The 26,176-nt window shown below is 64.0% G+C and carries 28 protein-coding genes; 22 read left to right on the top strand and 6 right to left on the bottom strand.

Annotated elements, in window-relative coordinates; translation table 11 throughout:
- Positions 1–217: 217 nt before the first annotated feature.
- The 3 genes from ACN2XU_RS05660 (at position 218) to ACN2XU_RS05670 (ending at position 3,694) form a co-directional block, all read left to right on the top strand.
- Positions 218–1,147: an AEC family transporter gene (locus ACN2XU_RS05660; protein ID WP_419409437.1), complete on the top strand. Its 930-nt coding sequence runs from the start codon at positions 218–220 to the stop codon at positions 1,145–1,147.
- A 519-nt stretch (positions 1,148–1,666) separates the two neighbouring features.
- The gene (locus ACN2XU_RS05665) at positions 1,667–2,590 is read left to right on the top strand and encodes a DMT family transporter (protein WP_419409438.1); all 924 of its coding nucleotides are present in this window, start codon (positions 1,667–1,669) and stop codon (positions 2,588–2,590) included.
- A 168-nt stretch (positions 2,591–2,758) separates the two neighbouring features.
- Positions 2,759–3,694 (top strand): DMT family transporter, encoded by a 936-nt coding sequence (locus ACN2XU_RS05670; protein ID WP_419409439.1) that lies wholly within the window; start codon positions 2,759–2,761, stop codon positions 3,692–3,694.
- Here ACN2XU_RS05670 and ACN2XU_RS05675 read toward each other — a convergent pair.
- On the bottom strand, positions 3,621–4,304 hold the full coding sequence (locus ACN2XU_RS05675) for a thiamine diphosphokinase (protein ID WP_419409440.1): 684 nt from the start codon (positions 4,302–4,304) through the stop codon (positions 3,621–3,623). The two genes, ACN2XU_RS05670 and ACN2XU_RS05675, sit on opposite strands and share 74 nt — an antisense overlap.
- Positions 4,305–4,446: 142 nt before the next feature.
- On the opposite strand from ACN2XU_RS05675, the gene ACN2XU_RS05680 reads away from it, so the two are divergent.
- Positions 4,447–7,260 (top strand): hypothetical protein, encoded by a 2,814-nt coding sequence (locus ACN2XU_RS05680; RefSeq protein ID WP_419409441.1) that lies wholly within the window; start codon positions 4,447–4,449, stop codon positions 7,258–7,260.
- Between the two features lie 147 nt (positions 7,261–7,407).
- On the opposite strand, the gene ACN2XU_RS05685 is transcribed toward ACN2XU_RS05680, so the two are convergent.
- Entirely contained in the window at positions 7,408–7,650 is a 243-nt protein-coding gene (locus ACN2XU_RS05685) for a DUF2842 domain-containing protein (protein WP_419409442.1), read from the bottom strand.
- A gap of 11 nt (positions 7,651–7,661) precedes the next feature.
- Positions 7,662–8,957, bottom strand: a complete 1,296-nt coding sequence (locus tag ACN2XU_RS05690) for an adenylosuccinate synthase (RefSeq protein WP_419409443.1) — start codon at positions 8,955–8,957, stop codon at positions 7,662–7,664.
- A gap of 106 nt (positions 8,958–9,063) precedes the next feature.
- Between ACN2XU_RS05690 and ACN2XU_RS05695 the strand changes: the two genes are divergently transcribed.
- The 4 genes from ACN2XU_RS05695 to pyrG all read left to right on the top strand — a co-directional run bounded on the left by ACN2XU_RS05695 (position 9,064) and on the right by pyrG (position 12,577).
- Positions 9,064–9,573, top strand: a complete 510-nt coding sequence (locus tag ACN2XU_RS05695) for a GNAT family N-acetyltransferase (RefSeq protein ID WP_419409444.1) — start codon at positions 9,064–9,066, stop codon at positions 9,571–9,573.
- The gene (locus ACN2XU_RS05700; RefSeq protein WP_419409445.1) at positions 9,570–9,968 is read left to right on the top strand and encodes a DUF6524 family protein; all 399 of its coding nucleotides are present in this window, start codon (positions 9,570–9,572) and stop codon (positions 9,966–9,968) included. Before ACN2XU_RS05695 ends, ACN2XU_RS05700 begins: the two co-directional genes overlap by 4 nt.
- Before the next feature lie 375 nt (positions 9,969–10,343).
- Complete coding sequence (gene secG, locus ACN2XU_RS05705) at positions 10,344–10,724, top strand: preprotein translocase subunit SecG (RefSeq protein WP_419409446.1); 381 nt, start codon at positions 10,344–10,346, stop codon at positions 10,722–10,724.
- A gap of 209 nt (positions 10,725–10,933) precedes the next feature.
- Positions 10,934–12,577: a CTP synthase gene (pyrG, locus tag ACN2XU_RS05710; RefSeq protein ID WP_419409447.1), complete on the top strand. Its 1,644-nt coding sequence runs from the start codon at positions 10,934–10,936 to the stop codon at positions 12,575–12,577.
- Positions 12,578–12,596: 19 nt separating this feature from the next.
- On the opposite strand, the gene ACN2XU_RS05715 is transcribed toward pyrG, so the two are convergent.
- Positions 12,597–13,379, bottom strand: coding sequence for an HTH domain-containing protein (locus ACN2XU_RS05715; RefSeq protein WP_419409448.1), 783 nt, complete (start codon positions 13,377–13,379; stop codon positions 12,597–12,599).
- 84 nt (positions 13,380–13,463) lie between these two features.
- Positions 13,464–13,637 (bottom strand): hypothetical protein, encoded by a 174-nt coding sequence (locus tag ACN2XU_RS05720; RefSeq protein WP_419409449.1) that lies wholly within the window; start codon positions 13,635–13,637, stop codon positions 13,464–13,466.
- Between the two features lie 248 nt (positions 13,638–13,885).
- Between ACN2XU_RS05720 and ACN2XU_RS05725 the strand changes: the two genes are divergently transcribed.
- From ACN2XU_RS05725 to ACN2XU_RS05755, 7 genes are all read left to right on the top strand, one after another.
- Complete coding sequence (locus ACN2XU_RS05725) at positions 13,886–14,665, top strand: 23S rRNA (adenine(2030)-N(6))-methyltransferase RlmJ (RefSeq protein ID WP_419409450.1); 780 nt, start codon at positions 13,886–13,888, stop codon at positions 14,663–14,665.
- A gap of 15 nt (positions 14,666–14,680) precedes the next feature.
- Positions 14,681–15,127 (top strand): tellurite resistance TerB family protein, encoded by a 447-nt coding sequence (locus ACN2XU_RS05730; RefSeq protein WP_419409451.1) that lies wholly within the window; start codon positions 14,681–14,683, stop codon positions 15,125–15,127.
- Positions 15,128–15,193: 66 nt separating this feature from the next.
- Positions 15,194–15,631 carry a tellurite resistance TerB family protein gene (locus ACN2XU_RS05735; protein WP_419409452.1) on the top strand — a complete coding sequence of 146 codons (438 nt, stop codon included), beginning with the start codon at positions 15,194–15,196 and terminating at the stop codon, positions 15,629–15,631.
- On the top strand, positions 15,628–16,386 hold the full coding sequence (locus ACN2XU_RS05740) for a phosphate/phosphite/phosphonate ABC transporter substrate-binding protein (protein WP_419409453.1): 759 nt from the start codon (positions 15,628–15,630) through the stop codon (positions 16,384–16,386). Before ACN2XU_RS05735 ends, ACN2XU_RS05740 begins: the two co-directional genes overlap by 4 nt.
- 94 nt (positions 16,387–16,480) lie before the next feature.
- Positions 16,481–17,254 carry an ABC transporter ATP-binding protein gene (locus tag ACN2XU_RS05745; protein WP_419409454.1) on the top strand — a complete coding sequence of 258 codons (774 nt, stop codon included), beginning with the start codon at positions 16,481–16,483 and terminating at the stop codon, positions 17,252–17,254.
- A gap of 125 nt (positions 17,255–17,379) precedes the next feature.
- On the top strand, positions 17,380–18,105 hold the full coding sequence (locus ACN2XU_RS05750; RefSeq protein ID WP_419409455.1) for a transporter substrate-binding domain-containing protein: 726 nt from the start codon (positions 17,380–17,382) through the stop codon (positions 18,103–18,105).
- Between the two features lie 119 nt (positions 18,106–18,224).
- Entirely contained in the window at positions 18,225–18,896 is a 672-nt protein-coding gene (locus ACN2XU_RS05755) for a VPLPA-CTERM sorting domain-containing protein (protein ID WP_419409456.1), read from the top strand.
- A 374-nt stretch (positions 18,897–19,270) separates the two neighbouring features.
- Here the strand turns inward: ACN2XU_RS05755 and ACN2XU_RS05760 are convergent, their stop codons facing one another.
- The gene (locus ACN2XU_RS05760; RefSeq protein WP_419409457.1) at positions 19,271–19,444 is read right to left on the bottom strand and encodes a hypothetical protein; all 174 of its coding nucleotides are present in this window, start codon (positions 19,442–19,444) and stop codon (positions 19,271–19,273) included.
- A gap of 204 nt (positions 19,445–19,648) precedes the next feature.
- On the opposite strand from ACN2XU_RS05760, the gene ACN2XU_RS05765 reads away from it, so the two are divergent.
- The 7 genes from ACN2XU_RS05765 (at position 19,649) to ACN2XU_RS05795 (ending at position 26,143) form a co-directional block, all read left to right on the top strand.
- Positions 19,649–20,530 (top strand): ABC transporter permease, encoded by an 882-nt coding sequence (locus tag ACN2XU_RS05765; RefSeq protein ID WP_419409458.1) that lies wholly within the window; start codon positions 19,649–19,651, stop codon positions 20,528–20,530.
- A gap of 88 nt (positions 20,531–20,618) precedes the next feature.
- Complete coding sequence (locus ACN2XU_RS05770; protein ID WP_419409459.1) at positions 20,619–21,425, top strand: ABC transporter permease; 807 nt, start codon at positions 20,619–20,621, stop codon at positions 21,423–21,425.
- Between the two features lie 45 nt (positions 21,426–21,470).
- Positions 21,471–21,773 (top strand): DnaJ family domain-containing protein, encoded by a 303-nt coding sequence (locus tag ACN2XU_RS05775; RefSeq protein ID WP_419409460.1) that lies wholly within the window; start codon positions 21,471–21,473, stop codon positions 21,771–21,773.
- A 120-nt stretch (positions 21,774–21,893) separates the two neighbouring features.
- On the top strand, positions 21,894–23,099 hold the full coding sequence (locus tag ACN2XU_RS05780) for a class I SAM-dependent methyltransferase (protein WP_419409694.1): 1,206 nt from the start codon (positions 21,894–21,896) through the stop codon (positions 23,097–23,099).
- A gap of 9 nt (positions 23,100–23,108) precedes the next feature.
- Entirely contained in the window at positions 23,109–23,771 is a 663-nt protein-coding gene (locus tag ACN2XU_RS05785; protein WP_419409461.1) for an SOS response-associated peptidase, read from the top strand.
- A gap of 119 nt (positions 23,772–23,890) precedes the next feature.
- Positions 23,891–24,460, top strand: a complete 570-nt coding sequence (locus ACN2XU_RS05790) for a VPLPA-CTERM sorting domain-containing protein (RefSeq protein WP_419409462.1) — start codon at positions 23,891–23,893, stop codon at positions 24,458–24,460.
- A 339-nt stretch (positions 24,461–24,799) separates the two neighbouring features.
- Positions 24,800–26,143 carry a glutamine synthetase family protein gene (locus ACN2XU_RS05795; RefSeq protein WP_419409463.1) on the top strand — a complete coding sequence of 448 codons (1,344 nt, stop codon included), beginning with the start codon at positions 24,800–24,802 and terminating at the stop codon, positions 26,141–26,143.
- The last annotated feature ends 33 nt before the right edge of the window (positions 26,144–26,176 follow it).

Here is a 26,176-nt window from a genome sequence, read left to right on the forward strand (position 1 = left end):
GCGCGCGTGCCCGGCCAACCCTTGCCGGGACTGCCGACCCCTCGCCCCCCTGACCACGGCAGAGCACCGTCCGGTGCACCCGCCGCCGCCTGCCGCTTGCTGCAGGAACACTCCCGGTGCCAGTGTGCCAATGCGCCTCACCACCGCATCGGGGCCATCCGCTCTCCTCGCGCCGCGCGCCAGCCCTGCGGCCCAGCGCCCCCAGAAAGCCCCGCCCATGCAGGCCCTCATCGACGTCATCCTCCCGGTCTTCCTCGTCATCGGCGCAGGCTATGCCGCCGTCTGGAAGGGCTGGTTCTCGGAAAGCGGCGTCGACGGGCTGATGAGCTTCACACAAAGCTTCGCCATTCCCTGCCTGCTCTTTCGTGCCATCTGGACGCTGGAACTCGGACCGGACTTCAACCCATGGCTGCTGGTTTCCTTTTATACCGGCTCCGCCACCGGGTTCACCGCCGGGCTGCTCGGCGCGCGCTACCTGTTCAAACGCGACTGGGAAGACAGCATCGCCATCGGCTTCTGCTGCCTCTTCGCCAACTCGGTGATGATCGGCCTCGCCATGACCGAACGCGCCTACGGTCCCGCCGCGCTCGAAGCAAACTACGTCATCGTCGCCGTGCACTCCCCCTTCTGCTACGGCATCGGCATTACCGCGATGGAGATCGCCCGGGCCAAAGGGTCCCCGGCCCGCGCATTGCCCGCCAAGGTGCTCAAGGCCATGTTCCGCAACGCGCTGGTCATCGGCATCGGCCTTGGTGTCATCGCCAATGTCACGAATATCGCCCTGCCCACCCCGGTCACCGACGCGCTCGACATGATGATCCGGGCCGCGCTGCCCGCCGCGCTCTTCGGCATGGGCGGCGTGCTCTGCCGCTACAAACCGCAGGGCGACTTCCGCGTGATCGCCTTCATCTGCGCGATCTCGCTGATCCTGCACCCGGCGATCACCTGGACACTGGGAACGATCACCGACCTGTCGACCCAGGCCTTCCGCTCCGCCGTGCTGACCGCTGCCATGGCGCCGGGCATCAACACCTATGTCTTCGCCAACATGTACGGGCGCGCACGGCGCGTCGCCGCCTCCGGCGTGCTGATCGCCACAGCGCTCTCGGTCTTCACCGCCTGGGTCTGGCTCTCGATCCTGCCCTAGGGAGTGCGGGGCACAGCCCCGCCCTACCCCATGTCGTGAGAGATCATCGAAGCCTCACACAGGCCCAATCGACCAGCCCGGCAAACCTCCTCACAGGCCATTGACAGAGGGACTGATCCCAACCCGATGCCCAATCCGACCGCAGCGTGACACGCCGCAAAGCGCACGATATGCCACGCGCCCCCGCGCGATCCCATGCTTCTGCTTTCGGGCACAAGGGACCACCGCGCGCAGCGCTGAATTGTCGAACCCCGCCGCGCTTCAAAGCACGGACCGCCATCAAATACCCCGCCCGCGCCCCAGAGAACCAGGGACACCCCACCATCCAAACCAACGATCTGCACCAGCGTCTTCCGCAGCACAGCACCCCGGCGCTCCAGAACCGCACGTTTGGCCACACCGGGGCTCTGCATCCAATCCGGTGAAAAAACAGGCAAGCCCTTCCCTCTTCTTCTCTTTCCAAATACTCAAATCCCACGGGAAAAAAGAGCGCAAACGCGTGCCGGAAGGAAGAACCGCATGAGTAGCCCCCAAAACCAGACGACGCTCGGCATTCTCTTCATGCTGGCCTTCTGCACGCTCGCGCCGATGATGGACGCGATGGCCAAGGCGACCCCGCACGAGGTGCCGATCGCGCAGGTGCTCGCCGCCCGGTTTTCCATCCAGGTCGTGCTGCTCTACCCGGTTGCGCTGCTGGCCGGTCTTTCGGTGGCGGTCTCGCGCGGCGACATCGGCCTGCACCTTGCCCGCGCCGCGGCCTTGCTCACGGCGACCGGCTGCTTTTTCACCGCGCTGCGCTTCATGCCCATCGCCGACGCGATCTCGATCTTCTTCGTCGAACCCTTCATCCTGACCCTGATGGGCGCGGTCTTCCTCGGGGAGCCCATCGGCTGGCGCCGGGTGGCGGCGGCGGCGGTAGGCTTTGGCGGCGCCCTGCTGGTGATCCGCCCAAGCTTCTCCGATCTCGGGCCCGTGGCGCTGCTGCCGCTCTGCACCGCCTTTCTCTTCGCTATCTACATGCTGCTGACCCGCTCCATGAGCCAACGCGTGGACCCCATCGTTCTGCAGGCTCACACGGCTCTGGCTGCCTCGGCGATGATTATCCCGCCGCTGCTCTTGATGGATGGCAGCGGCTCTGCGCTGCTCGATCCGATCTGGCCCGAGGGCAAGGCGCTCTGGACGCTGACCGGCCTCGGCGTCATCGCCACCGCCTCGCACCTGATGCTGACCAAGGCGCTGCGGCTCGCACCCGCCGGGGTCATCGCGCCCCTGCAATACCTGGAGATCGTCGGGGCCACGGTGATCGGATACCTTGCCTTCGGCGACTTCCCGACGCCGCTGACCTGGGTGGGCATCGCCATCATCGTCGGCTCGGGCCTCTATATCATCCAGCGCGAACGCCGTCTGGAACGCGACCTGCAAGCGCCAGCGCCCCCTGTCTGACCTCCGGCGGCGCGGGGCACAGCCCCGCCCTACGGTCGCTCCCGGCAGAGCCCGAACCGACCGGGCAACCTCGCCCGTCGCAGGCCGGGCTTCCAACCCGCCCGCCGCGATGACCACGCGGCGCAAGCCGGGGTTCCCCCCTGCCGCGGCCTCCGCTACGGTTCCCGCATGAGCCATCTCGACCGCCCCCTGCTCGGCATCGCCCTCATGCTCGGCTTCTGCGCCCTTGCGCCGCTCGGCGATGCGCTGGCCAAGCTGCTCGGCCCGGAAATGGGCGTCGGCCAGCTTGTCCTGCTGCGCTTTGCCCTGCAGGCGCTCATCCTGCTGCCCATCGCTCTCGCCACAGGCCGGTCCATGCGTGTTGACCGGCGCACCCTGGCCCGTGTTGTCCTGCGTACCGTGCTGCATATCGCTGGCATCGCGACCGTCTTCACCGCGCTGCTCTACCTGCCGCTCGCCGATGCAGTCGCCATCGCCTTTGTCATGCCATTCATCATGCTGCTCATGGGGCACTACATTCTCGGCGAAGAAGTCGGCTGGCGCCGCCTCGCGGCCTGCGCCGTCGGCTTTTCCGGGACGCTTCTGGTGATTCAGCCCGCTTTCGAGGATGTCGGCTGGCCTGCGCTGCTGCCGCTCGGTGTCGCCGTGATCTTCGCCGCCTTCATGCTCGTCACCCGCCAGATCGCGCCGCATACAGACCCCATCGCGATGCAGGCGCTCTCGGCGCTCATCGCCCTGGCCATCATGATCCCGGCCATGCTGCTCGGGGCCGCAACGTCCACCCTCGGCTGGACCCCGCCCACGGCCACCGGCTGGGGCCTGATCCTCGCCATGGGCTGCGCCGGTACTGTCGCGCACCTGCTGATGACATGGGCCCTGCGCTACGCGCCCTCGGCCACGCTCGCCCCGATGCAATATCTCGAAATTCCCATGGCCACGCTGATCGGCTGGCTGATCTTCGCGGACCTGCCCGGACCCCGCGCCAGCCTCGGCATCGCGATCACCATCGGCTCCGGCCTCTACGTGATCCTCAGGGAGCGGGCCATGCTTCGGCCTGCCGCAGGCCAGCAAGCAACGCCCCGAGGCACGCCACCGGCAGAATAAGCAGCATCCTCGGCGCCTCGACCCAGAGCCGCACCGCACCGCCCGCCGCCTCGTTCGAGGTGCCGACGCGCCCGTCCGGCGCCATCTCCAGCCCGTCGATCGGCCAGCGCAGCCCCTCCGAGCGCCCCGACACCGGCCCCATCGGAAAAAGCGACACCCGGCACCCCTCCGGCAAGGCAAGCGTCAGAGCGGGCGGCAACACCACCGTCACATCGTCCTCTCCCACCAGCACACAGCGCCGCTCCGCCCGGCGGCACAGCACTGTCAAAGCCGCCAACTGATGATCCAGGCGCGCCCCGAGAAATCCATGCGCCAGCACCAGAGGTGCCGAGATATTGCGTAAAGCCTTATCGAAATCGGTGCTGTCCTGCTCGGCGATCTGATGCACACTGCCCGCGGGCAGGCGCGCCTGCATCGTCGGGGACAGCGAATCCATGTCCCCGATCACCGCATCGGGCAGGATATCCATATCCAGCAGGACCGCAGCCCCACCATCCGCCGCAACCACGGCGTCCACGTCGGCCATCGCGGCGCGCAACGCACTGTGCTGCGTTGCCCCGCCACCGACCAGCAACACCGTCCCGGATGTGTGAACAATTTTAGACTTCATGTCGAATTAATGGCAACTTAGGAAACTGACCACAATCAAGTCACGAAATAATACCCTGCAGGGCACAGATTCGATCAGCTTTCGTCCAGTACAGCGTGGTAAACACACTGTTGCAGAACGAATGAAAGTGAGCAGCATAATGGTGAGTTCGAGCAAGATTCTGACGGTCTCCTACGGGACCTTCTCCTGTACGGCAGAAGGGTTCGACGATCCACTGGCAGTGGTCAAGGAAACCACACAATTCTTTCGCGGCGTGGTCGGGGAAGACCGATTCTTCGGCGCCGAGCCACCGCAATTCGATCCCGAGCTGGCCTCCGAGTTGATGCGGCAACAAATCGCCGCCGAGGAGAGCGACGGCAAACTCGTGCTGCGCCCCGCGCTTGCGGCCGGGGCCACGTCCTCCGGGGCGCTCGCCGCCGCGCTTGACGCCGGCCGCGCGCCCAGCGAGGCCGCCGCCCATGACCTGCTGCCCGACGATGACACCATCGAAGCCGCCGCCGCCGAGATGGAAGCCCGCGCCGCCGAAGAACAGGCGCGCGTCGACGCCGCCGCGCAGGACGAGGCGGACGCCGCTGCCGCCCGCGCCGTGGCCGCGCTCTCCATGACCCCCGGCAACGACGCCGCAGAGGTCGCGCAGGAAGCGGGCGCCAGCGATCCCGAAACGGTCGAAGCGCAATCCCACGCGCCTGCATCCAGCAAGACAGACGCAGCCCCCGGCCCGCAGGATGCGATTGCCTCCGACGCCATCGCGGCGGACAGCCCGGAAACCCCGGGATTCGATCCGGCGCTTCTGGCGGGAATGGCCGCTGACAGCATCGCCGCCATCACCGAGGACACCGCTGCAGAAGGGCGCAGCGACTATTCCTTCGATGCGCTGCTGCCCGATGCCGGCGCCGCACCCGTGACCCCGACCCGCCGGCTCCCCGATCCCGGATCGGTCGCGGCCAAGCTCGACCGCATCCGCGCCGTGGTCTCCGAAACCCCGGTGCCCGGCCCTGGCGACGCGGATGACACCGCCTATCTTGAAGACGACGATTTCGACATGGTTGACGGCACCAGCGAGGACTCCACGCTGGATGACATCCTCGGGGCGCTTGGCCGCGAAGAGGACGACACGGACAGCCTCGATCCCGAAACCCGCGCCGGCGCGGACGATGAGGACGACACCGACTTCGACCTGTCCGCCCTGACCGCAGCCGCTGGTCACGACTCAGCCGAAGACGAACAGGACATCGAGGAGGCCTTCGCGACCCTCGACATGGACGAAGAAGACGACGAGGCGGCCTTCGACCTCTCCGACTTGCTGGCGGACGAAGACGCCAACGAAGCAGAGGAGCCGATCGCGGCGGCGTCTTTCGTCGCAGCCGGGAGCGACGGCGGCAGCGCCTTCGACGCCTGGGACGAGGACGCAGGCGAAGACAGCGCCGAAGCCGATGACTGGGGCTGGGACGACGACGACGAGCAGCAGGACGCCGCCGCGCGCGCCGCTGAGGAGAAAACTGCCGCCCCCGCGCCCGAACCGACCCCCGCGCCTGTCGCGGCGCGGCCCGCTCCGCTGCGCGCCCGCGTGGTCAAGGTCAAGCGCGCCGCCTTCGACAAGGCCATCGCCGCTGGCCGTCTCGAAGAGGTTGAGGACGCCGCCGAACCGGCTCCCGCCCCTCTGCCCCTCGCCGCGAGCAGCACGCTCAGCTCCGAAGAAGAAGACGAACTGGCCCGCGAACTCGCCGCCGTGAAGGCCGAGCTGGCCGGTGACTTTGACGAGGACGACTGGGACGAAGACGCCTGGGACGAGGCCGAAACACCCGCGCCCTCTGCAGCCACCGCCGGGGCGGACGACGAATGGGATGACGGGGACGAAGACGACATCGCGCCCGCCGCAGCGGCCCTGACCGCCGCAACGGCAACCGCCGACGCATGGGACGATGAAGACGAGGATGACTGGGACGACGCCGCCGAAACGGCCCCGGCCCCCGCCGCCATGGCTCCGCCGCCGCCGCCCGCTGCCGCCTGGGACGATGAAGACGACTGGGATGATGAGGACGACTGGGACGACACCCCCGCCGCCGCCAGCGCCACGCCGCTGCGCCTCGACAACCCGCTGCCCGCCGCCCCCATGCAGGACAAGGCGCCGGAAGACGACACGGATGCCAACATCCGGTCCGCCGTGGAGGGCGTCCGCAAGGCCGTCAAGTTGTCCAGCCCGGGCCGCGTCATGCTGACCGAGCGCTCAGTCGAGGACAACGACACCTCGCGCATCCTCGATCAGACCAACGAGGAACTCGAAGAGCCGGAAGGCAACCGCCGCCGCAGCGCGATCGCCCACCTGCGCGCCGCCGTCGCGGCCACCAAGGCCGACAAGCTGCTGGGCCGCAAGTCCGCGCAGGACGACGCGGAGGAGATGGAAAACTACCGCGAGGATCTGGCCAATGCCGTGCGGCCGCGCCGCCCGCAGACCGCCGGTCTGCCCCGCGGCGAGCGGCCACGCACCGACCAGACCGCACCAACCCCGGCCCAGCGCCCCGCGCCGCTCAAGCTGGTGGCCGAGCAACGGGTCGAGGACAACACGGCACAGGACCCCGCCCCGGTCCGCCCACGCCGCATCGGCCGCGACCGCCCGGCCTCCCAGACGCCGCGCCAGGCTCCGACCCCGGCCCCCGAGGCCCCAGTCAACGAAAGCGACTTCGCGGCCTATGCCGAACAGGTCGGCGCAACGGATCTGTCGGAGCTGCTCGAAGCGGCAGCGGCCTACATGTCCTTCGTCGAAGGCCGCGATCAGTTCTCCCGCCCACAGCTCATGTCTACGGTGCGTCAGGCCGAGGACACCGAGAGCAGCCGCGAAGACCGCCTGCGCAGTTTCGGTCAGCTCCTGCGCGAGGGCAAGATCGAGAAGACCTCCGGCGGCCGCTTCACCGCCTCGGAGCGGATCAGCTTCAAGCCGGAACGCGCCGCCGGCTAAGCGCCAACCGCCCCTCTGAAACAAAAAACGGCGCCCTCGCGGAGCGCCGTTTTTCTGTCAAATATCCAGGCAGTACCGGTGCGGGACAGGACGTGACGGCGGGCGGGGCGCCTTTCGGCCGCACGGCCGAAACAGCGCCGCACGGCGTCACCGCTCGGCTTGGTCGTCGTCCGGATCCGGCTGCCCGACGCCGAGAAACACCGCCCGGAACGGCAGCATCCACAAAAAGCCAAGCACCACGAACACCACCAGTTCGACGATCATCGGCGGGCCATCGAACGCCCGGCGCAACCAATCGGCCAGCGTCACCGCCACCACGATATAGAGCGGCAGCCCAACCAGCAGGATAATAAGCGACCAGCGCTTGCGTGCCTTGTAACTCAGTGCCATCCGGCCCCCAATCAGTCCGCGAACGGGTCAGTCACAAGGATCGTGTCATCCCGCTCCGGCGAGGTAGACAGTAGCGCCACCGGGCAGCCGATCAACTCCTCGATCCGCCGCACGTATTTCACCGCCGCCCCGGGCAGATCGTTCCAGCTCCGCGCCCCTTCCGTGGATTCGCTCCAGCCTTCCATCTCTTCATAGATGGGCACACAGCGCGCCTGCTGCTCGGAGGCGAAGGGCAGATAATCCAGCCGCTCTCCGTCCAGCTCATAGCCGACACAGATCTTCAGCGTCTCGAACCCGTCCAGAACGTCCAGCTTGGTCAGCGAAATCCCGTTCACGCCCGAGGTCGCGCAGGTCTGGCGCACCAGCACCGCGTCGAACCAGCCACAGCGCCGCTTGCGGCCCGTGGTGGTGCCGAATTCATGGCCGCGCTCGCCAAGCTTCTGCCCGTCGTCATCCAGAAGCTCGGTCGGGAACGGCCCCTCGCCCACGCGGGTGGTATAGGCTTTGACGATGCCCAGAACGAAATCGATCGCGCCTGGCCCGATGCCGGTGCCCGTGGCCGCCTGCCCCGCAATCACGTTGGACGAGGTTACGAACGGATAGGTGCCGAAATCAATGTCCAGCAGGGCGCCCTGCGCGCCCTCGAACAAGATCCGCTTCCCGGCCCGGCGCCGTTCGTTCAGCACCTTCCACACCGGCGCCGCATAGGCGAGGATCTTCGGCGCGATCTCCTTGAGCTGCGCCACCAGCGCGGCGCGGTCGATCGGCTCGATGCCGAGGCCCCGGCGCAGCGGGTCATGATGCTGCAGCGCGCGGTCCACCCGCGCCTCCAGCGTCGCCGCATCGGCCAGGTCCGCCACCCGGATCGCCCGGCGGCCAACCTTGTCCTCATAGGCCGGTCCAATGCCGCGACCGGTGGTGCCGATCTTCGTGCCTTTGGAGGCCGCCTCTTCGCGGGCCCGGTCGAGCTCGCCGTGAATCGGCAGAATCAGCGGCGTATTCTCCGCGATCATCAGCGTCTCGGGGGTGATTTCCACACCCTGCGCGCGCACGGTCTCGATCTCGCCGATCAGATGCCAGGGGTCGAGAACCACGCCATTTCCGATCACGCTGAGCTTGCCGGAGCGCACCACACCCGAAGGCAGCGCATGCAGTTTATAGACCTTGCCGTCCACAACCAGCGTGTGCCCGGCGTTATGCCCACCCTGAAACCGGCAGATCACATCGGCCCGGCTCGACAGCCAGTCAACGATCTTGCCTTTGCCTTCGTCGCCCCATTGGGCGCCCACGACTACCACATTAGCCATTTTTCAAGCCTTTCAGGTGATGACCTCAAACCCGGCTCCCTATATATCCGGTAGGCAGGGACCGAAACCGAAAAAAGTGTCACGGCAGAAAGGCCGCCTGCGTACCATGTACAGATGGACCAAACCCAGCGACTTCGACGCCCTCGGTCTCGTGATGTTCGATGCCATCCACGCCGTGCCCAGCCCCTACAGCGCCGCGCAGCGCCTTGCCTGGCTTCCCCGCGCGCACAGCGGGCCGGACTGGGCCGCGCGGCTCTGCGCACAACGGGTCGCGGTGCTCGATCAGGGCGGGCCGCGCGGCTTTGCCACACTGCGGGCCGATGGTTATCTGGACATGATCTTCCTCGCGCCGGAAGCCCGCGGGCAAGGGCACTTTCGCGGCCTCATGACGATGCTCACCCAGGAGGCCGAAAATCAGAAAATGCCGGAGCTGACCACCCACGCCAGCCTCGCCGCCCAAGGCCCCTTTCTGTCGCTGGGATTCGAGCTGGTCTGCCATGAAACCGTCTCCCGCGACGGTCAAACCCTTGCCCGGGCCTACATGCGCCGCCCGCTGCACGCGATTCCCCCCGTCCCGCACCACCCCGAGCCGATCCCGAGACCGGAGCCCACATGAGTTTTTTCCTGCGCTGGCTGTTCGCCCTGCTGCTTCTGACCGCCACCTACAACCCCAGCCCCTGGAACTTCGTGCGATGGGCGTCCGAGAACTGGCAGGCCCAATTGCCGCTCACCGTTCTTCTCGCGCTCGTTCTGCTTGTCGGCTACGTCATCTACTTGCGCGCCACCCTGCGCTCCATCGGCGCGTTTGGCATGGCGCTGGTGCTGGCCCTCGTCGGCGCATTGCTCTGGGTGCTCTGGGACTTCGGCCTCTTCGACCTCTCGGACCCGAAACTGATGACATGGGTCGGTATCCTCGCCCTGTCGCTGGTGCTCGGGGTGGGCCTGTCCTGGTCGATCATCCGTCGCAAGCTTTCGGGCCAGGTGGACATGGACGACGTGGAGGACGCCTGATCCCGATGGCAGCGCCGCGCGCCGCGCATCCGGCACGCGACCACCGACGCCTGCGCCCCATTCCCGTATGATGTGCCCGGCACGCCCCTCAGAGCTTGTCTTGAGCATCTGGACAGAGAGAGGGTGACAGGCCCCCGCGCCGCCTCAAGGCCGGCAGATCCCCCAACCCGTCCGTCGTGAAAGGGCGGTGTTTGGCCTTGCAACACGGGCGTACCGGCCCATGAGGCAGCACCGGATCACGGGACGGCGGGCGGGGCGCGTTTGCGCAGCAGGCGCAAAGAGCGCCGATCAGGCGGACCTTGCCGATTGCCGGGTTGCGCCGCCCCGCAGCTTCCCCTACATACCCGCCATCATCGAACAAAGGCGCGCGCCCCTATGGAAAACGTCATTCTGATCGTCCACCTGCTTCTCGCCCTCGGCCTCATCGGCGTGGTGCTGCTTCAGCGCTCCGAAGGCGGCGGTCTCGGCATGGGCGGTGGTGGCGGCGGCGCCATGAGTCAGCGCTCGGCCGCGACGGCCATGGGCAAGCTCACCTGGGTGCTTGCGATCGCCTTCATCATCACGTCCCTGACGCTGACCATCTTTTCCGCACAGAACGCCGCGGGCACGTCGATCCTCGACCGGCTGGGCAATGCGCCCGCGTCGGAAGAGCCCGCAACCGGGACGACACCGCTCGACACCGACGGTCTTCTGCCGCCGCCCTCTGCGGAGGATGACGCCACCGGCGACGCCCCGCTTGTTCCGCGCGCGGACTGAGTGCGCAGCAACCGGGGATCGCTCCCAAAGACCAACTAGACCTTGAATAATCCCTCCGGACCGCAACAGCATCTTGCGGTCCGCTGGACAAATCTGTCCGAATCCTATACAGGTCAAATCCCGTGATACTGCTCGCCCCGCAGGCCAGCAGATGTCCAGTATTTGGCGTTTTCGGACGTATGACACGACAAACTCACGGGGCTCCGCGCATGGCACGTTTCATCTTTATCACCGGCGGTGTGGTTTCTTCGCTTGGCAAGGGACTGGCCTCCGCCGCCCTCGGCGCGCTGCTTCAGGCGCGTGGCTTCTCCGTCCGGCTGCGCAAGCTCGACCCCTACCTGAACGTCGATCCCGGCACCATGTCGCCCTTCGAGCACGGCGAAGTCTTCGTCACAGATGACGGCGCAGAAACCGATCTCGACCTTGGCCATTACGAACGCTTCACCGGCGTCCCCGCCCGCCAGACCGATTCCATTTCCTCCGGGCGCATCTACACCAATGTGCTGGAGAAGGAGCGCCGCGGCGATTACCTCGGCAAGACGATCCAGGTGATCCCCCACGTCACCAATGAAATCAAGGACTTCATCCGCATCGGCGAGGATGAGGTCGACTTCATGCTCTGCGAGATCGGCGGCACCGTCGGCGACATCGAGGGCCTGCCCTTCTTCGAAGCCATCCGCCAATTCTCCCAGGACAAACCGCGCGGCCAGTGCATCTTCATGCACCTGACCCTGCTGCCCTGGATCAAAGCCTCCGGCGAGCTCAAGACCAAACCGACACAGCACTCCGTCAAGGAACTGCGCTCCATCGGCCTCGCGCCGGACATCCTCGTCTGCCGCTCCGAGGGGCCGATCCCCGCCAAGGAGCGCGAAAAGCTCGCCCTCTTCTGCAACGTCCGCCCCGACGCCGTGATCGCCGCGCAGGACCTCTCCACCATCTACGACGCTCCCCTCGCCTATCACCGCGAGGGCATGGACCAGGCCGTGCTCGACGCCTTCGGCATCACCCCCGCGCCCAAACCCAATCTCGACATCTGGGAAGACGTCTCCGACCGCATCCACAACCCCGAAGGCGATGTCACCGTCGCCATCGTCGGCAAATACGTGCAGCTTGAGGACGCCTATAAATCCATCGCCGAGGCCCTCACCCACGGCGGCATGGCCAATCGCGTGAAGGTCAACGTCGAGTGGGTCGACGCCGAGATCTTCGAACGCGAAGACCCCGCACCCCATCTGGAAAAATTCGACGCCATCCTCGTCCCCGGCGGCTTCGGCGAGCGCGGCACGGAGGGCAAGATCAAGGCGGCCCAATACGCCCGCGAGCACAAGATCCCCTACCTGGGCATCTGCCTCGGGATGCAGATGGCCGTGATCGAAGCGGCCCGCAACGTCGCTGGCGTCTCCCGCGCCGGCTCCGAGGAATTCGACCACGAAGCCGGGGAAAAGCGTTTCGAACCCGTGGTTTACCACCTCAAGGAATGGGTGCAGGGCAACGAGAAAGTCTCCCGCAAGGTCACCGACGCCAAGGGCGGCACCATGCGCCTGGGCGCCTATGACGCCGTGCTGACAGAAGGCTCCCGCGTCGCCGCGGCCTATGGCGCCACCACCATCGACGAACGCCACCGCCACCGCTACGAGGTCGATGTGACGTATAAGGAAAAGCTGGAAGAAGCAGGCCTGCGCTTCTCCGGCATGTCCCCCGATGGAAAATTGCCGGAAATCGTCGAATGGCCGGACCACCCGTGGTTCATCGGCGTGCAATTCCACCCCGAACTGAAATCAAAACCCTTTGACCCGCATCCCCTTTTCCGCGACTTTGTTCGGGCGGCGAAAGAGGTGTCTCGGTTGGTGTGAGTATGCCTCAGAGTGCTCTTTAATCGCTTTCGGAAATCTCGCGCGTCAGCAGGTCAAGAATGGCTTTCTTTTTCAAATCCGATTTCTCACTGTCAGCGACTTGAAGGTACTCAATGTCCGAAAAGTCGTCGCCCCGTTTTCTATTTTGCGGCGGCTCTAGAGACTCAATAAGAACAGCCTCCATCAAAGATATAAGATTAGGTAAATTTGCTGTGAAATCTGGGTCCAGTATTCGACCGCTGTTATCTACACCACATAAACCGAACCAGGAAAACCGATCCCAACGTCCATTGAGTCTGTCCTTGGTGTGCTCGTACAGCCTCTGTCCGAGCGGCCGATCAATCGAGCGACCCACATAAATCACTCTTGAGCGATCGTGCAACAAATAGACCCCGCGTTGGTCGTTGAAATCAATTACTTTCGATCCTGTTTGCTGTTGCCCCAGAAGACGGGGGTTTTTCCGCCAAATGACCCGCGTTTGATGCCAAAACATACCAACACACTTCACAATTCTCTTTTCATCAACCTCTGTCTCCACGTCGTGTTCATACAAATCAGAACGGCTTTTCAAAGCGTCCTTGACCGCAAAAAGACCCTTTTGCACTTTTACAAACGGGGTTTCTTCGCCATCGTTCTTCAATGAATTTCCGATTGTGGTGTAGACCGAGTTCGCTGGGGTCGCGCCTAAACTGGTTCTCAGTTTCTTGCTTTCAATTTCTTCTGCGATGGTTTTGTAGTGAACCGCCTCATCAGCCTCTGACAAGACTGTAATAATCGCTTGTTTCCAAGGCATCTGCGCCATTCGATCACACTCTCGTAAAAAAGAATTCCACTCTGCACCGACCACTCCGCGGTGGCAACGGTACAACTGTTATCGAGAAATGCTTCACATCGACTTCCCAACCCCCTTCCAAATCCACCAGCCCACACCAAGCACAGCGACGCCCAGCCCGATTAGGTGCTCGCGACTAAAGCCTTCGCCCATCACAAAAACCGCCACCAGCCCAGCGCCAAGGCATGCCCCGGCAAAAATCAAACGATACCAAAACAGCGTTCCCATCGAATTTCCCCTCATAAAACCTCAGGTTACCAAAACCCTACTCAGAAATTTTCCACAACGCGCATTTTCTCGACTCCCCAAACGCATTTTGTACCAAACTCCCCGAATTTTGCACCAAACGCCAAATCCGGGGCCCCACGGCCCTGCGTCGCCACCGGCATTTTGTACTGAAATCGGCGAATTTTGTACCAAACTCTGCGCGAAACACGGCTCTTGCGAAGTGTTGCGTCGCCCCTTACGCAGCGTTCATGCTTTCTTATCAACACGCCTATCACGCCGGAAATCTGGCCGATGTTCACAAGCACGCGCTTCTGGCGCAGGCGCTGGATTATCTGACGCAAAAGGACAAGCCGCTGAGCTATCTGGAGACCCACGCCGGGCGTGGTCTCTATGATCTGAGCGGCGCGGAGGCGCAGAAAACCGGCGAGGCGGCGCAGGGGATTTCCCTTGTTGAGCAATGGTTTGGCGCGGATCACCCTTACCGGCGCGCGCTGACCGCGATCCGCGAAAAACATGGGCCGAGCGCCTATCCCGGCTCCCCCCTTATCGCGCAGACCCTTCTGCGCGACACCGATCACATCCATCTCGCCGAATTGCACCCGCAGGAGCACGCCGCCCTGCATTACACCCTCAGCGCAGCAGAAAATACCAAGGTATATCAAAAGGATGGCTTTGAACTGGCGCAGAGCCTTTGCCCCCCCGATCCGCGCCGCGGCCTGATTCTCATCGACCCCAGTTGGGAGGTGAAGGACGATTACGCCACCATGCCGCGCTTCGTGGGCACCCTGACCAAGAAATGGAACGTGGGAATCGTCATGATCTGGTATCCCATCTTGACCGACCCCCAACATAAGCCCATGATCGCGGCCATCCGGGACATGCATCCGGATGCCCTGATCCACGAGGTGGCTTTTCCCCCGGCACGAAAAGGCCACCGCATGATCGGCTCCGGCATGGCCATCCTGAACCCACCCTGGGGCCTCACGGACCATGCCACGGCCCTGACAAAACGCTTCAAGTCCCTGTAAACTATGTAGATTTCCATGATCCTCGACCGCCTGAAAAAATTCTTCACCCAAGAGGCCCCGCCGCAAAAACCGCTGCCCGAGCCTGACGCACGCCTCGCCCTTGGTACGCTTCTGGTTCGCGTCGCCATGGCGGACGGCGTCTATCTCTTTGAAGAGGTTGAGGAAATTGATCTGATCCTGTCGCAGGCCTACAATCTCAAGCCGCTGGACGCCGCCAAGATGCGCGCCACCTGCGAACAGCTCGCCCTGCACATCAAGGACGACCGCGCCATGGCCATGCGAATCCGCGCCGCCGTTGATTACGAACATCGCCTGTCGAAGGTCGCCGCGCTCTGGGCTGTCGTCATGGCGGATGGCGTAAATGATGACAAAGAACAAGCACTTGTAGAGCTTGTTGAGGAGACGCTGGGGATTGACCGCGCCGACAGCGAGGCCGCACGCGCCGAGGCCAGCATCCCCTGAGGCCGAAACCCGCCGAGACGGCAAAAGATCATTGGCCTTCGACAATTATGACCGTATATCCGTGCTATGTTTGGTGATTTCCTCAGACGCCTCACCGCTCCGCAACCCTCGCCGCTGGACGAGGGCGACGCGCGTCTTGCCCTGACCGCCCTTCTCGTTCGTGTTGCCCGCTCCGACGGCAGCTATGATACTGACGAGAAAGACAGAATCGATCGAATTACGGTAGCGCGCTATGCGCTCTCACCGTTCGAAGCGACCGATCTGCGCAATCAGGCGGAGACCCTCGAAGCCGAAGCCCCCGACACCGTCCGCTTCACCCGCGCCATCAAGGACGCGGTGCCCTTCGAAGCACGCATCGCCGTGATCGAAGCGCTCTGGCAGGTGGTGCTCGCCGATGGCGTACGGGAGGCGGAGGAAGACTCCCTCCTGCGACTCGTGTCGAACCTGCTTGGAATCAATGACCGCGACAGCGCCCTTGCACGCCAAAGGGTTGAAAATACGTGATTTCCTTCCTTCCGATGTATGATCGACCGGAGTTGTACCCGGCCAACGATATGCTTTGGTCGGTGGTACGCGCTACCCTCGGCTATGGCCCCGAGCGTCTCGACCGCACGATCGAGTTGTGGGACGGCTGGCAGCATCCCGATCTCGTGCTTGGCCAGACCTGCAACCTGCCCTATCGCATGTCCCTGAAAGGCAAGGTGCAGATCGTTGGCCATCCGGATTTCGCGCTGCCCCGCTGCCCACGCGGCTACTACAACTCGGTTCTGGTGGCCCGCCAGACTGATCCGCGTTCGCTCGAAGAGCTGCTGCACTGCCGTGTGGTTTATAATCAGGATCACAGTCACTCGGGCTGTCTTGCCCTGTGGGATCACGCGCAAACCCTTGGAATAGAACCGAACTTTATCGCAGAGAGCGGCGCGCACGTGGCATCCGCAGCCATGATCAGCAATGGGGAGGCAGACCTCGCCGCCATCGACGCGCACAGCTGGCGCTTGATCCGGCGCTACGATGCGCACAGCGCCGGTCTGCGCGAGATTACCCGGACGATCCCGACACCGGCCCCTCCCTTCATTTGCAGCGCCCATCACGATGTCGACGGTGTCCGCGCCGCCTTGCGCAAGGCCATCGACAGCCTGCCACAGGTACAGCGCGCCACATTGAACCTGCACGGCCTGATTGAGCTGCCTCAGGACCTCATGCTCAATATGCCGACCCCGCCCCAGGTGCCGGCGATGCCGATTTCGGCAACCGCCTGACCGCCCCCGCAACAGCCGGAATTGCACATTGCCAAGCAGCGCCGCTTTGCGCCATGCTGCCCGGCAATTCAACGCCGTGAAAGGGCCAGCCGACGTGACCGACACCCCCGTCATCGAGATCCGCAATCTGCACAAGGCCTATGGCAGCCTCGAAGTCCTCAAAGGGGTGAACATCATCGCGCACAAGGGCGACGTGGTTTCGCTGATCGGATCGTCGGGCTCTGGCAAATCAACCTTGCTGCGCTGCTGCAACCTTCTGGAGGACAGCCAGCAGGGCGAGATCCTGTTCAAGGGAGAGCCGGTGACGTGGCACGGATCGGGACACGCCCGCCGCCCTGCCGAGGCGAAACAGGTCCTGCGCATCCGAACCAACCTTTCCATGGTTTTTCAACAATTTAACCTGTGGTCACATATGACGATCCTGCAGAATGTCATGGAGGCCCCTGTGACAGTTCTGGGCCGTGACCGGTCGGAGGTGGAGGCCTCCGCGCGCAAATATCTCGACAAGGTCGGCATCGGCGACAAATGCGATGCCTACCCGGCGCAGCTCTCTGGCGGTCAGCAGCAACGCGCCGCCATCGCGCGCGGCCTGTGCATGGAGCCCGAAGCGTTGCTCTTCGATGAGCCGACAAGCGCGCTTGATCCGGAGTTGGAACAGGAAGTGGTCCGCGTGATCCAGTCCCTTGCAGAGGAGGGCCGCACCATGCTGATCGTGACCCACGACATGAAAATGGCGGCGGACGTGAGCAACCATGTCGTCTTCCTGCATCAGGGTCTGATCGAGGAAGAAGGCGCGCCGGATCAACTCTTTGGCCAACCGAAATCGGAGAGGCTCAAGGGCTTCCTTTCGGCGACGTCGCATTTTTGATCAAATGCCTGCCCTGTCAGCGGAGTGACCCAACGCCCCTCTTGAATTCCGGCTTTTTTCGCATAACGCTGCGCTATCAAACCTGCCGCTGCAATGTGCAGGTCCACAGACTTAGGGAGATCATCATGAAAACGCTTGTTCTGGGCACGGCCTTGCTGGCATTCGGCGCCGGTGCCGCTTTTGCCGAAAGCCACTCCGTCGTCCGCATGGGCACCGAGGGCGCCTACCCTCCGTACAACTTCATCAACGACAGCGGCGAAGTCGACGGCTTCGAGCGCGAGCTCGGCGATGAGCTGTGCGCCCGCGCCGAACTGACCTGCGAGTGGGTCACGAACGATTGGGATTCGATCATCCCGAACCTCGTGTCGGGCAACTACGACACCATCATCGCGGGCATGAGCATCACCGATGAACGCCGCGAGCAGATCGACTTCACCCAGAACTACACCCTGCCGGACCCCTCCGCCTATGTGGCGCTGACCGGTGCCGAGGTGGATTATACCGGCGGCGTGATCGCGGCCCAGGCCAATACGATTCAGGCTGCCCACGTGGCCGAAGCTGGCGCGACACTGCTTGAGTTCGCGACGCCGGACGAAACCATCGCCGCCGTGCGCAACGGCGAGGCGGACGCCGTTCTGGCCGACAAGGCGTATCTCGAACCCATCGCGGCCGAGAATGACGACATCGCCTTCACCGGCGAAGAGGTCCTCATCGGCGACGGCATCGGCCTTGGTCTGCGCAAGTCCGACACCGAGCTGAAGGAAAAGTTCAACGCAGCCATCCAGTCCATGAAAGACGATGGCAGCCTGAACGAATTGATCGCCAAATGGGAAATCGGCGCCGGCTTCTAAGCCCGCTAGTCTCTCGGACACGAAGGCCGCGCAGCACCGTCTGCGCGGCCTATCCTGTTGACAGATAACCGCATGGGCTGGAATCTTTCTTTCACAATATTTGATAGAAGGGCTTTGAAATGATTCGTTTGACCACCGCCGCCGTCCTTGCCAGTCTTGCTCTGCCCGCCTCCGCGGCGACATTCTCTCCGGACGGCGCATCCGCAAGTTCGGAATTCAGCAGCGGCTATGTTGCTGAAAACACGATCAACGGCAACGGCATGACATCGGGCTTCGGTCCCACCAGCACCCACGGCAACTATAGCTTCGGCAATCATTGGACGACGGACGGGATCGACGCGCTCGACGAATGGATCGAATGGACCTTCACCGGCGGGGCGAGCATCGGCGGGCTTTATATCTGGACCCACCTGTCGAATAACATCGCGTCCAACAGCCAATACGAACCGACGGAGTTCTCGCTGACCTTCTTCGACGACATCGGCGGAGTTCTGGCCAGCTTCAGCACTGTCAGCCTGCTGCCGCAGCCGGGCACCGGCGGATTGGGCACCGCGCAGGCCTTCACTCTGGGCAGCACGCTGAGCGGCGTTCATGCCGTACGCTTCGACGTCGATGGCAAGGAAGGCCCGATTACCGGGGGCGCCGCTTATACCGGGCTCGCCGAAGTGCTCTTCGACGATCAGGTGATCGCCGGTGCCAAGGCACTGTCTCCGGTGCCGCTACCGGCATCCGGTCTGCTGCTGCTGGCTGGTCTTGGCGGTGTCGGCCTGATACGGCGCAAGCGGCGCTGACAGCCGCAACCCGCAGTAAGGTGTTTGGCGTCGGCGGGCGCAACCGCGCCGCCTATCCGAAGAAACAATCGTCCAGCAGCAGGGAAAAGCCCGCCCCTTCCGGCGGGTCCAGACCTGCATCCGGCGCAGGCTCCGACCGGACCCCGCCACAGCGCACCACATGGAGCTGAACATCGGGCGTGACATCGAAACGGTCATCCGCAGCGACAAGGCCGGTCGGCGTGACCGCGATACCCGGGAAAAATGACCTGTAAACAAAGACATCTGCATTGGCACATCCAACCGAAGAATAGGAATATCATCACGATCGGGTGCCGCCTAAAACGGCGACGCCGGGCCAGCAAGACCGACCCTATGGCTACCCGCTCCGGGCGTCAGCCCAATTGCGGATCGTCAAAGTCCTGCGGCAGGAAGCCGAGCAGAGGACCGGCGGCGCGATCGTTCCCCAGGAGCGCATCGTCGAAGGCGAGGATCGGCGGTTTGACCACGCCTGATCCGTTATCCACGACAACGACCGTCAGCTTTTTGAATACAAAGTCTTCCGGCATTAGACATCCCTTTTTGAAAGAAACCGGGCGCGGCACCGTTGATCATTGGAGACAGTCCGCCCGCACCGGATACATAATCCGCCTGCCCTTGCGGCAGGAAAGCCCCGGTGTCGCGGCGTTTCTCCACGAAAGACTTGCGCCGGGGCCGGGGTTTCGCCCACAGTCTCCCGAACCACGCCCCAACAGCAAAGCCCGCCCGCGCCCGTGTTTTCCTACTGCACCGATCCCGCATCCCTCGAAGGCCTGACATGGCTGTCGTGCTACCTGACAACGGGCAAGCACATGGCTATCTACTGGTCGGTCGGCACAGTGCTGCTGTTGCTGGCGGTCACCGCGCCCGCCGCGCTGCTTTTTGGATTTGGCGGGGCCTCGGCGGCGCGCTCGCACGTCCTGCCGCTGCGCTGGCTCGGCAAAGGCTACATCGCGGTGGTGCGCGGTGTGCCGGACATCGCGTTTTTCCTGTTCTTCGTCATCGCCCTTGACCAACTCTTCGAATGGATCCGGCACAAAATCAAATGTCCCGACTGGGATATGCCGATCCGGCAGGGCAATGACTTCGTTGTCTGCGACGGGGCCAAGCTGCCGCTCGGCAATGCCGCACAATGGGTGCATGAGGTCTATGGCTTCTCGCTTGCGGTGCTGACCTTTGCCATCGTCTTCGGAGCCTTTGCCGCCAACGTGCTCTTTGGCGCGATGAAGGCCGTGCCCCGCGCCCAGATGGAGACCGCCGAGGCCTATGGCATGACCCGGCGCCAGTCCTTCTGGCGTATCCTCGTGCCGCAGATGTGGGTCTTTGCCCTGCCCGGCCTGTCCAACCTGTGGATGGTGCTGATCAAGGCGACGCCGCTGTTGTTCCTGCTGGGCGTCGAGGACATCGTCTACTGGGCCCGTGAGCTTGGCGGTTCCAAGACCGCGCGCTTCACCGACTACCCGCACGGGGACTGGCGCATGTGGTACTTCCTTGCCCTGCTGGTGTTCTACCTCGCCTTTACGCGGGTGTCCGAAGTGGTGCTTGACCGGATCATGAAGCGCCTCACCCACGGGCAGGCCACGGCAGGCGGCGATGCCCAGAGGAAAGCGGCATGAGATATGACAGCCGTATCATCGGGTCGCTGCCCCCGTCCTTCGGACTCCCCCGGGATATTTTTGGACCAATGAAGAACGAGGGCGTGCGATGAGCTGTTGGGAGACCGTCGCGGATTACGGGCTGCGCTCGCTGGGGATCGGTGAGAGGCTTCTGCCGCGCGACAATTTCACCCTGTGCCAACAGATCACGCTGATCGGCTCCGGAATGATCTGGAACATCTATTTCGGGGTGGTGGCACTGATCTCGGGGTTCTTTCTTGCCACCGGGGCCGCGCTTGGCAAGGCATCGAACCACCTTCTGCTGCGCAAGCTGAGCGAATGGTTCATATTCATCTTCCGCGGCAGCCCGCTCTTCATACAGTTCTTTTTTGCCTACTTCCTTTTCCTCAGCCTCAAGAGCGCCTCGCCGCTGTTCGATGCCTTCACCGCGGCCTGGCTCGGGGCGCTGGTCGTGCTGTTCCTGAACACCGCCGCCTACAGCGCGGAGATCTTTCACGGGGCGCTTTTGTCCATTCCCCGCGGCGATCTGGACGCGGCGGACGCCTATGGTTTTTCCGGCTGGAAGAAGTTCCGGCGGATTACCTGGCCGACCATGCTGCGGCTGGCCTGGCCGGCCTACACCAACGAGGCGATCTTCCTGTTTCACGCCACGACGCTGGTTTATTTCAGCGGCTTTCCGGCGTTTCAGCAACGCGGTGACGCGCTGTATTATGCCAATTATTTCGCCGACAAGACCTTCAACCCTTTCGTGCCATATCCGATCCTTGCCGGGTTCTTTATTCTGCTGACGCTGACCGTCATCGGCTGTTTCGGGCTGATCAACCGTCGTCTGAACCGCCATCTGCCGCAGGAGGCGCGGCGCAGGATGACGCTGCGGCCCAACCTGATGCGCTGATCCGGGCTCTGGTGCGAATCGGCGATTTCCGGCAAGACAGGACGTATGGACCATCCGCTGATCGACCTCATCACCGCCAAAATTCGCCTCGCCGAGGCAGAGGGGCAGTTCGACAACCTGCCCGGCGCGGGCAAGCCTTTGCCGCCTTGCGATGATCCGGAAAACGCGGTCCTGCACCGCATCCTCAAGGAGAACGGCGGTGTGCCCGAGATCGTCTCTCTGAGCCGTGAGCTGTCTCGCTTGCGCGAGGCGCTGCGCGAGACCTCCGACCGCACCGACCGCAAACGCATCCTGCAGGACATGTCCCTGACCGAAGCCCGCATCGAGATCGCCCGCAAACGCGGGTGAGCGGCTGAGGTGCGAAAGACCTCCGATCCGGCAGAGCATTTCGGCACCCGCCCGCCCTTGGCCTCCTCCCGGTGCCATGGCACTGTCCGCCGCAACCCAGGACAAGAGAAAGCGGCCCCGATGGTCACCACCCGGCAGCAGTATGAAACCTACCCATACCCCGAACGTGATCCGGCGGACGAGAAGACGCGCCTGATCACCGGCTCCCCGAGCCATCCGATGGAGATGGATCACTGGCTCTGGGGCGGCGTGCGGGATTGGTCGCAGCCACTGCGGGCGCTGGTGGCGGGCGGCGGCACCGGGGATGGGCTGATCCAGCTTGCGCAGATGCTCACCGCCGCCGGCGCGCCGTACGAAATCACCTATATCGACCTCTCGGAGGCCAGCCGCGCGATTGCCGAAGCGCGTGCTGAGACGCGGGGCCTCACCGGGATCACCTTCCACACCGGCTCTCTGCTGGACGCGGCCAGCTATGGGCAATTCGACTACATTGATTGCTGCGGCGTGCTGCATCACTTGCCGGACCCCGCCGCCGGGTTCCGCGCCCTGCGCGCCGCGCTCGCCCCCGGCGGCGGCCTTGGGTTCATGGTCTACGCGCCTTATGGGCGCTCCGGCGTCTATCCGCTGCAGGAGGCCTTCGGCGCGATCTTTGCCGGGCTCGATCCGCAGACCCGCCTCGAACGCGCCAGGCAGATCGTCAAGGCCCTGCCGGAGGGGCATCCCTTCCATTGCAACCCCAATCTCGGCGATCACCATGCCTCGGATGCGGGGTTCTACGATCTGCTGCTGCATGGGCAGGACCGGGCTTTCTCCGTGACGGACCTCCTGGAGACGCTGGAACAGACCGGTTGGCAGCTGCAGACCTTTGCCACCCCGGCGCTTTATGATCTCTCCCGCATCACCGCGCGCCCCGAGGGGATGAGCGAGGTAGAGGCCATGGCCGCCGCTGAAAAGCTGCGTGGCACGATCCGGGTGCAGGTTGGCTATGCCGTGCCCGAGGGCGCGCCACGCAAGCCCGCGAAAGGCACCAACCGCGCCTTCATCCCGCATCTGCGCGGGGTCAAGGCCACGCCACTCGCGCAGGCCGTGGCCAAGGGCAAACCCCTCCCCGTCACGCTCAAGGAGCTGAAAACCACCCTGCGCCTGCCCCGCGAGGCCGCACCGATCCTGGCCGGGATCGACGGGCGCCGCAGCCTTGCGCAGATCGCCTCGGGGGCCGGCCTGGACCCGCTCGCCTTTGGCATGATCTGGACAAAGGTCGAGCGCGATCTGGTCGATTGGGGGCTGCTGCTCTACTCTTCGCTCGGAACCCACACCGCCAGATAGGACACAGCCATGTGCGGCCGCTTTGCCGTTACCCTGCCCCCCGACGCCATGGCCCAGCTGTTCGAGGCGGTGCCCGCCAACGATCTGCCGCCGGTGCCGAACTACAATGTCTGTCCCACGGTGCAGATCCACACCATCCTGACCGATGGCGCGGCGCGGCGGCTCACGGCGATGCGCTGGGGTTTCCTGCCGCATTGGTACAAGGCGACAAACGGCGGGCCGCTGCTGATCAATGCGCGCGCCGAAACCATCGCGGAAAAGCCCGCGTTCAAGGCCGCCTGCCGCGAGCGCCGCTGCCTGATCCCGGCCAGCGGTTTCTACGAATGGACCAAGGACGAAGACGGCAACCGCCTGCCCTGGTACATCCAGCCATCGGGCGAGGGTCCGCTGGTCTTTGCCGGGGTCTGGCAGGATTGGGAGCGCGACGGCGAGGCACATCGCACCTGCGCCATCGTCACCTGCGCCGCCAATGATCACGTGTCGAAAATCCACCACAGGATGCCGGTCATCCTCTCACCGGAGGATTGGGCGAAATGGCTCGGCGAAGACGGCAAGGGCGCAGCGAGCCTGATGGTGCCCGCGGCCGAGGGTACCTTGACCTTCCACCGTGTCGACACCGCCGTCAATTCCAACCGGGCTTCCGGTGAAGCGCTGATCGAACCGATCGACTGACCGGCCTCGCGCCTCACGGTCGGCACGGGTTTACGCAACGGCATCTTAACTAAATTCCATTGATCGGTTTATTTTTGACGCGTAAAATCTTTGCCAATGTTAAGTCCAAGGAATATTCCATGAAAACGCTTCTGGCAGCCTGCCTGCTATTTTTCTCCGCCGTTGTCGCCAATGCAGCCACGTATAGCGTCGAGTTTTCTTTCACCAACCGGCCGGGCCTGAGCGGCGAGGCCGAAGTCACCGGCGTAGCCCGTGGTCTGACCCTGGGCGTCACCGGGATCCAGGCAACCAGTGTCGAAATCACCGGCTACACGATCTCCGGCACGCCGAGCTCCTTCGGGCTGGGCGAATACGTCCTGCCCGGCGCGGTACGCATGAACTACTGGACGTTGGACCTGGCTGGCAATGTTCTGACCGGTCGCTTCATCTCGAACCTGACGGACGCCATCCCGGCTGTCAGCCCGTCCTACGGTCTTGCCATGACAAACGACAACACCCCGTATGGCACGCCCGCCGCGAGCATTCTCGAAAATGTGCCGAGCAATCAGTCTCCGAATGCCTACGTCAATGCCGGCCTGACCTTTGGCCAGGCGATCGCGGAAACCGCCGCCGTGCCGCTGCCCGCCGCAGGATGGTTGTTGCTCGGCGGTCTTGGCGGCATTGCCGCCCTGCGTCGCCGCAAGGTCTGATCCGTCATCAGCCTAACAGCCCGTCACGGGCACGCTGTACGAGAGCCCCGCACGCCCCGGCCTGCGGGGCTTTTTCCTGGCGTAAGAAAATTTCGCCGGAACAAGCTTTTGCATCGGATCTTTGCCCCGGGCCCCTTCGGATCTTTGAAGACCTGAGAGGCCATCCGGTCGGCCCTTTCGGCGGCCCCCCAGCCTCCCCACGAAAGGACCCGACAGCTTGCCATATTTCGCGGCATCCGGTGCCTCCGATCTGCAATTCGTCACGCACCGCTTGCCAGCATCCTTTCGCACGGTTACAAATTTGATCAAATTACACTCTGACCCTGAAAGAAGGCTCCCATGACCGCCCCCTCAGACTGGCTGCGCAAGAACCCGTCCGTGCGCACCATCCGCGTTGCCGCCTGTGATCTCAACGGTGTGCCGCGCGGCAAACGAATCCCCGCCCGTTTCGCGGACAAGGCGGTGGAGGGGGGCACCCGCTTTCCCATGTCGGCGCTCAACCTCGATATCTGGGGCGAGGATATCGACGACAGCCCGCTGGTCTTCGAGTCCGGCGACCGCGACGGTGTGCTCTGGCCAACCGAGCGCGGCTTTGTGCCGATGCCGTGGCTCGATTCGCCCTCCGCTCTGCTGCCGATCTGGATGTTCCACGAGGACGGCAGGCCCTTCGACGGCGATCCGCGCCACGCGCTTGCCCGCACCGTCGAGCGCTTTACCGCACGGGGGCTGAAGCCGGTGGTGGCGGTCGAGCTGGAATTTTTCCTGATCGACGACAGCACCCGCAACCTGCAGGTGCCGGTCTCTCCGCGCACCGGCAAGCGCCGCAAGGCCGCCGAGATCCTCTCGATCCGGGCGCTGGATGCCTTCGACAACTTCTTCACCGACCTCTACGAGGCCTGCGAAGCGATGGACATTCCCGCCGACACCGCCATTTCCGAGGCCGGTCTGGGACAGTTCGAGATCAACCTGATGCACCAGTCCGACGCGCTCGCCGCCGCCGACGATGCATGGCTGTTCAAGATGCTGGTCAAGGGACTGGCCCGCCGCCACGGCTTTGCCGCCTCCTTCATGGCCAAACCCTACGACGATTATGCGGGATCCGGCATGCACGCGCATTTTTCCGTGCTCGACGCCAAGGGCAAGAACATCTTCGACGACGGCACCGAAAAGGGCACCGATACGCTGCGCCACGCGGTGGCGGGCTGTGTCGATGCGCTCTACGACAGCACACTGATCTTTGCCCCGCACCAGAACAGCTATGATCGCATGGTGCCGGATGCCCACGCGCCAACCGGCATTTGCTGGGCCTATGAAAACCGCACCGCGGCCATCCGCATCCCTTCCGGCGCCGCCGCCGCACGGCGGATCGAGCACCGGGTCGCGGGCGGGGACGTGAACCCCTATCTCGCGCTGAGCGCGATCCTCGGGGCCGCGATGAATGGCATCGAGGACGAGAAAGAGCCGCCAAAACCGATCACCGGAAACTCCTATGCGCAGGACCTGCCGCAAATCCCGACAGACTGGGACGCGGCGATCAAGGCCTTTGAACAAAGCGACATCATGCCCCGCATCTTTCCGCAGAACCTCATCCGCAACCTGCTTTTGACCAAGAAGCAGGAATTGCATTACATGGCTGAGCTGACGGGTTCCGAGCAGGTGGACATCTACCTCGATACGGTGTGAGCTAGGCGCAGCCGTGATCTCGCGGCACAATCC

The organism is Pacificoceanicola niger, assembly GCF_048553275.1.
In the GTDB taxonomy this organism is placed as follows: domain Bacteria; phylum Pseudomonadota; class Alphaproteobacteria; order Rhodobacterales; family Rhodobacteraceae; genus Pacificoceanicola.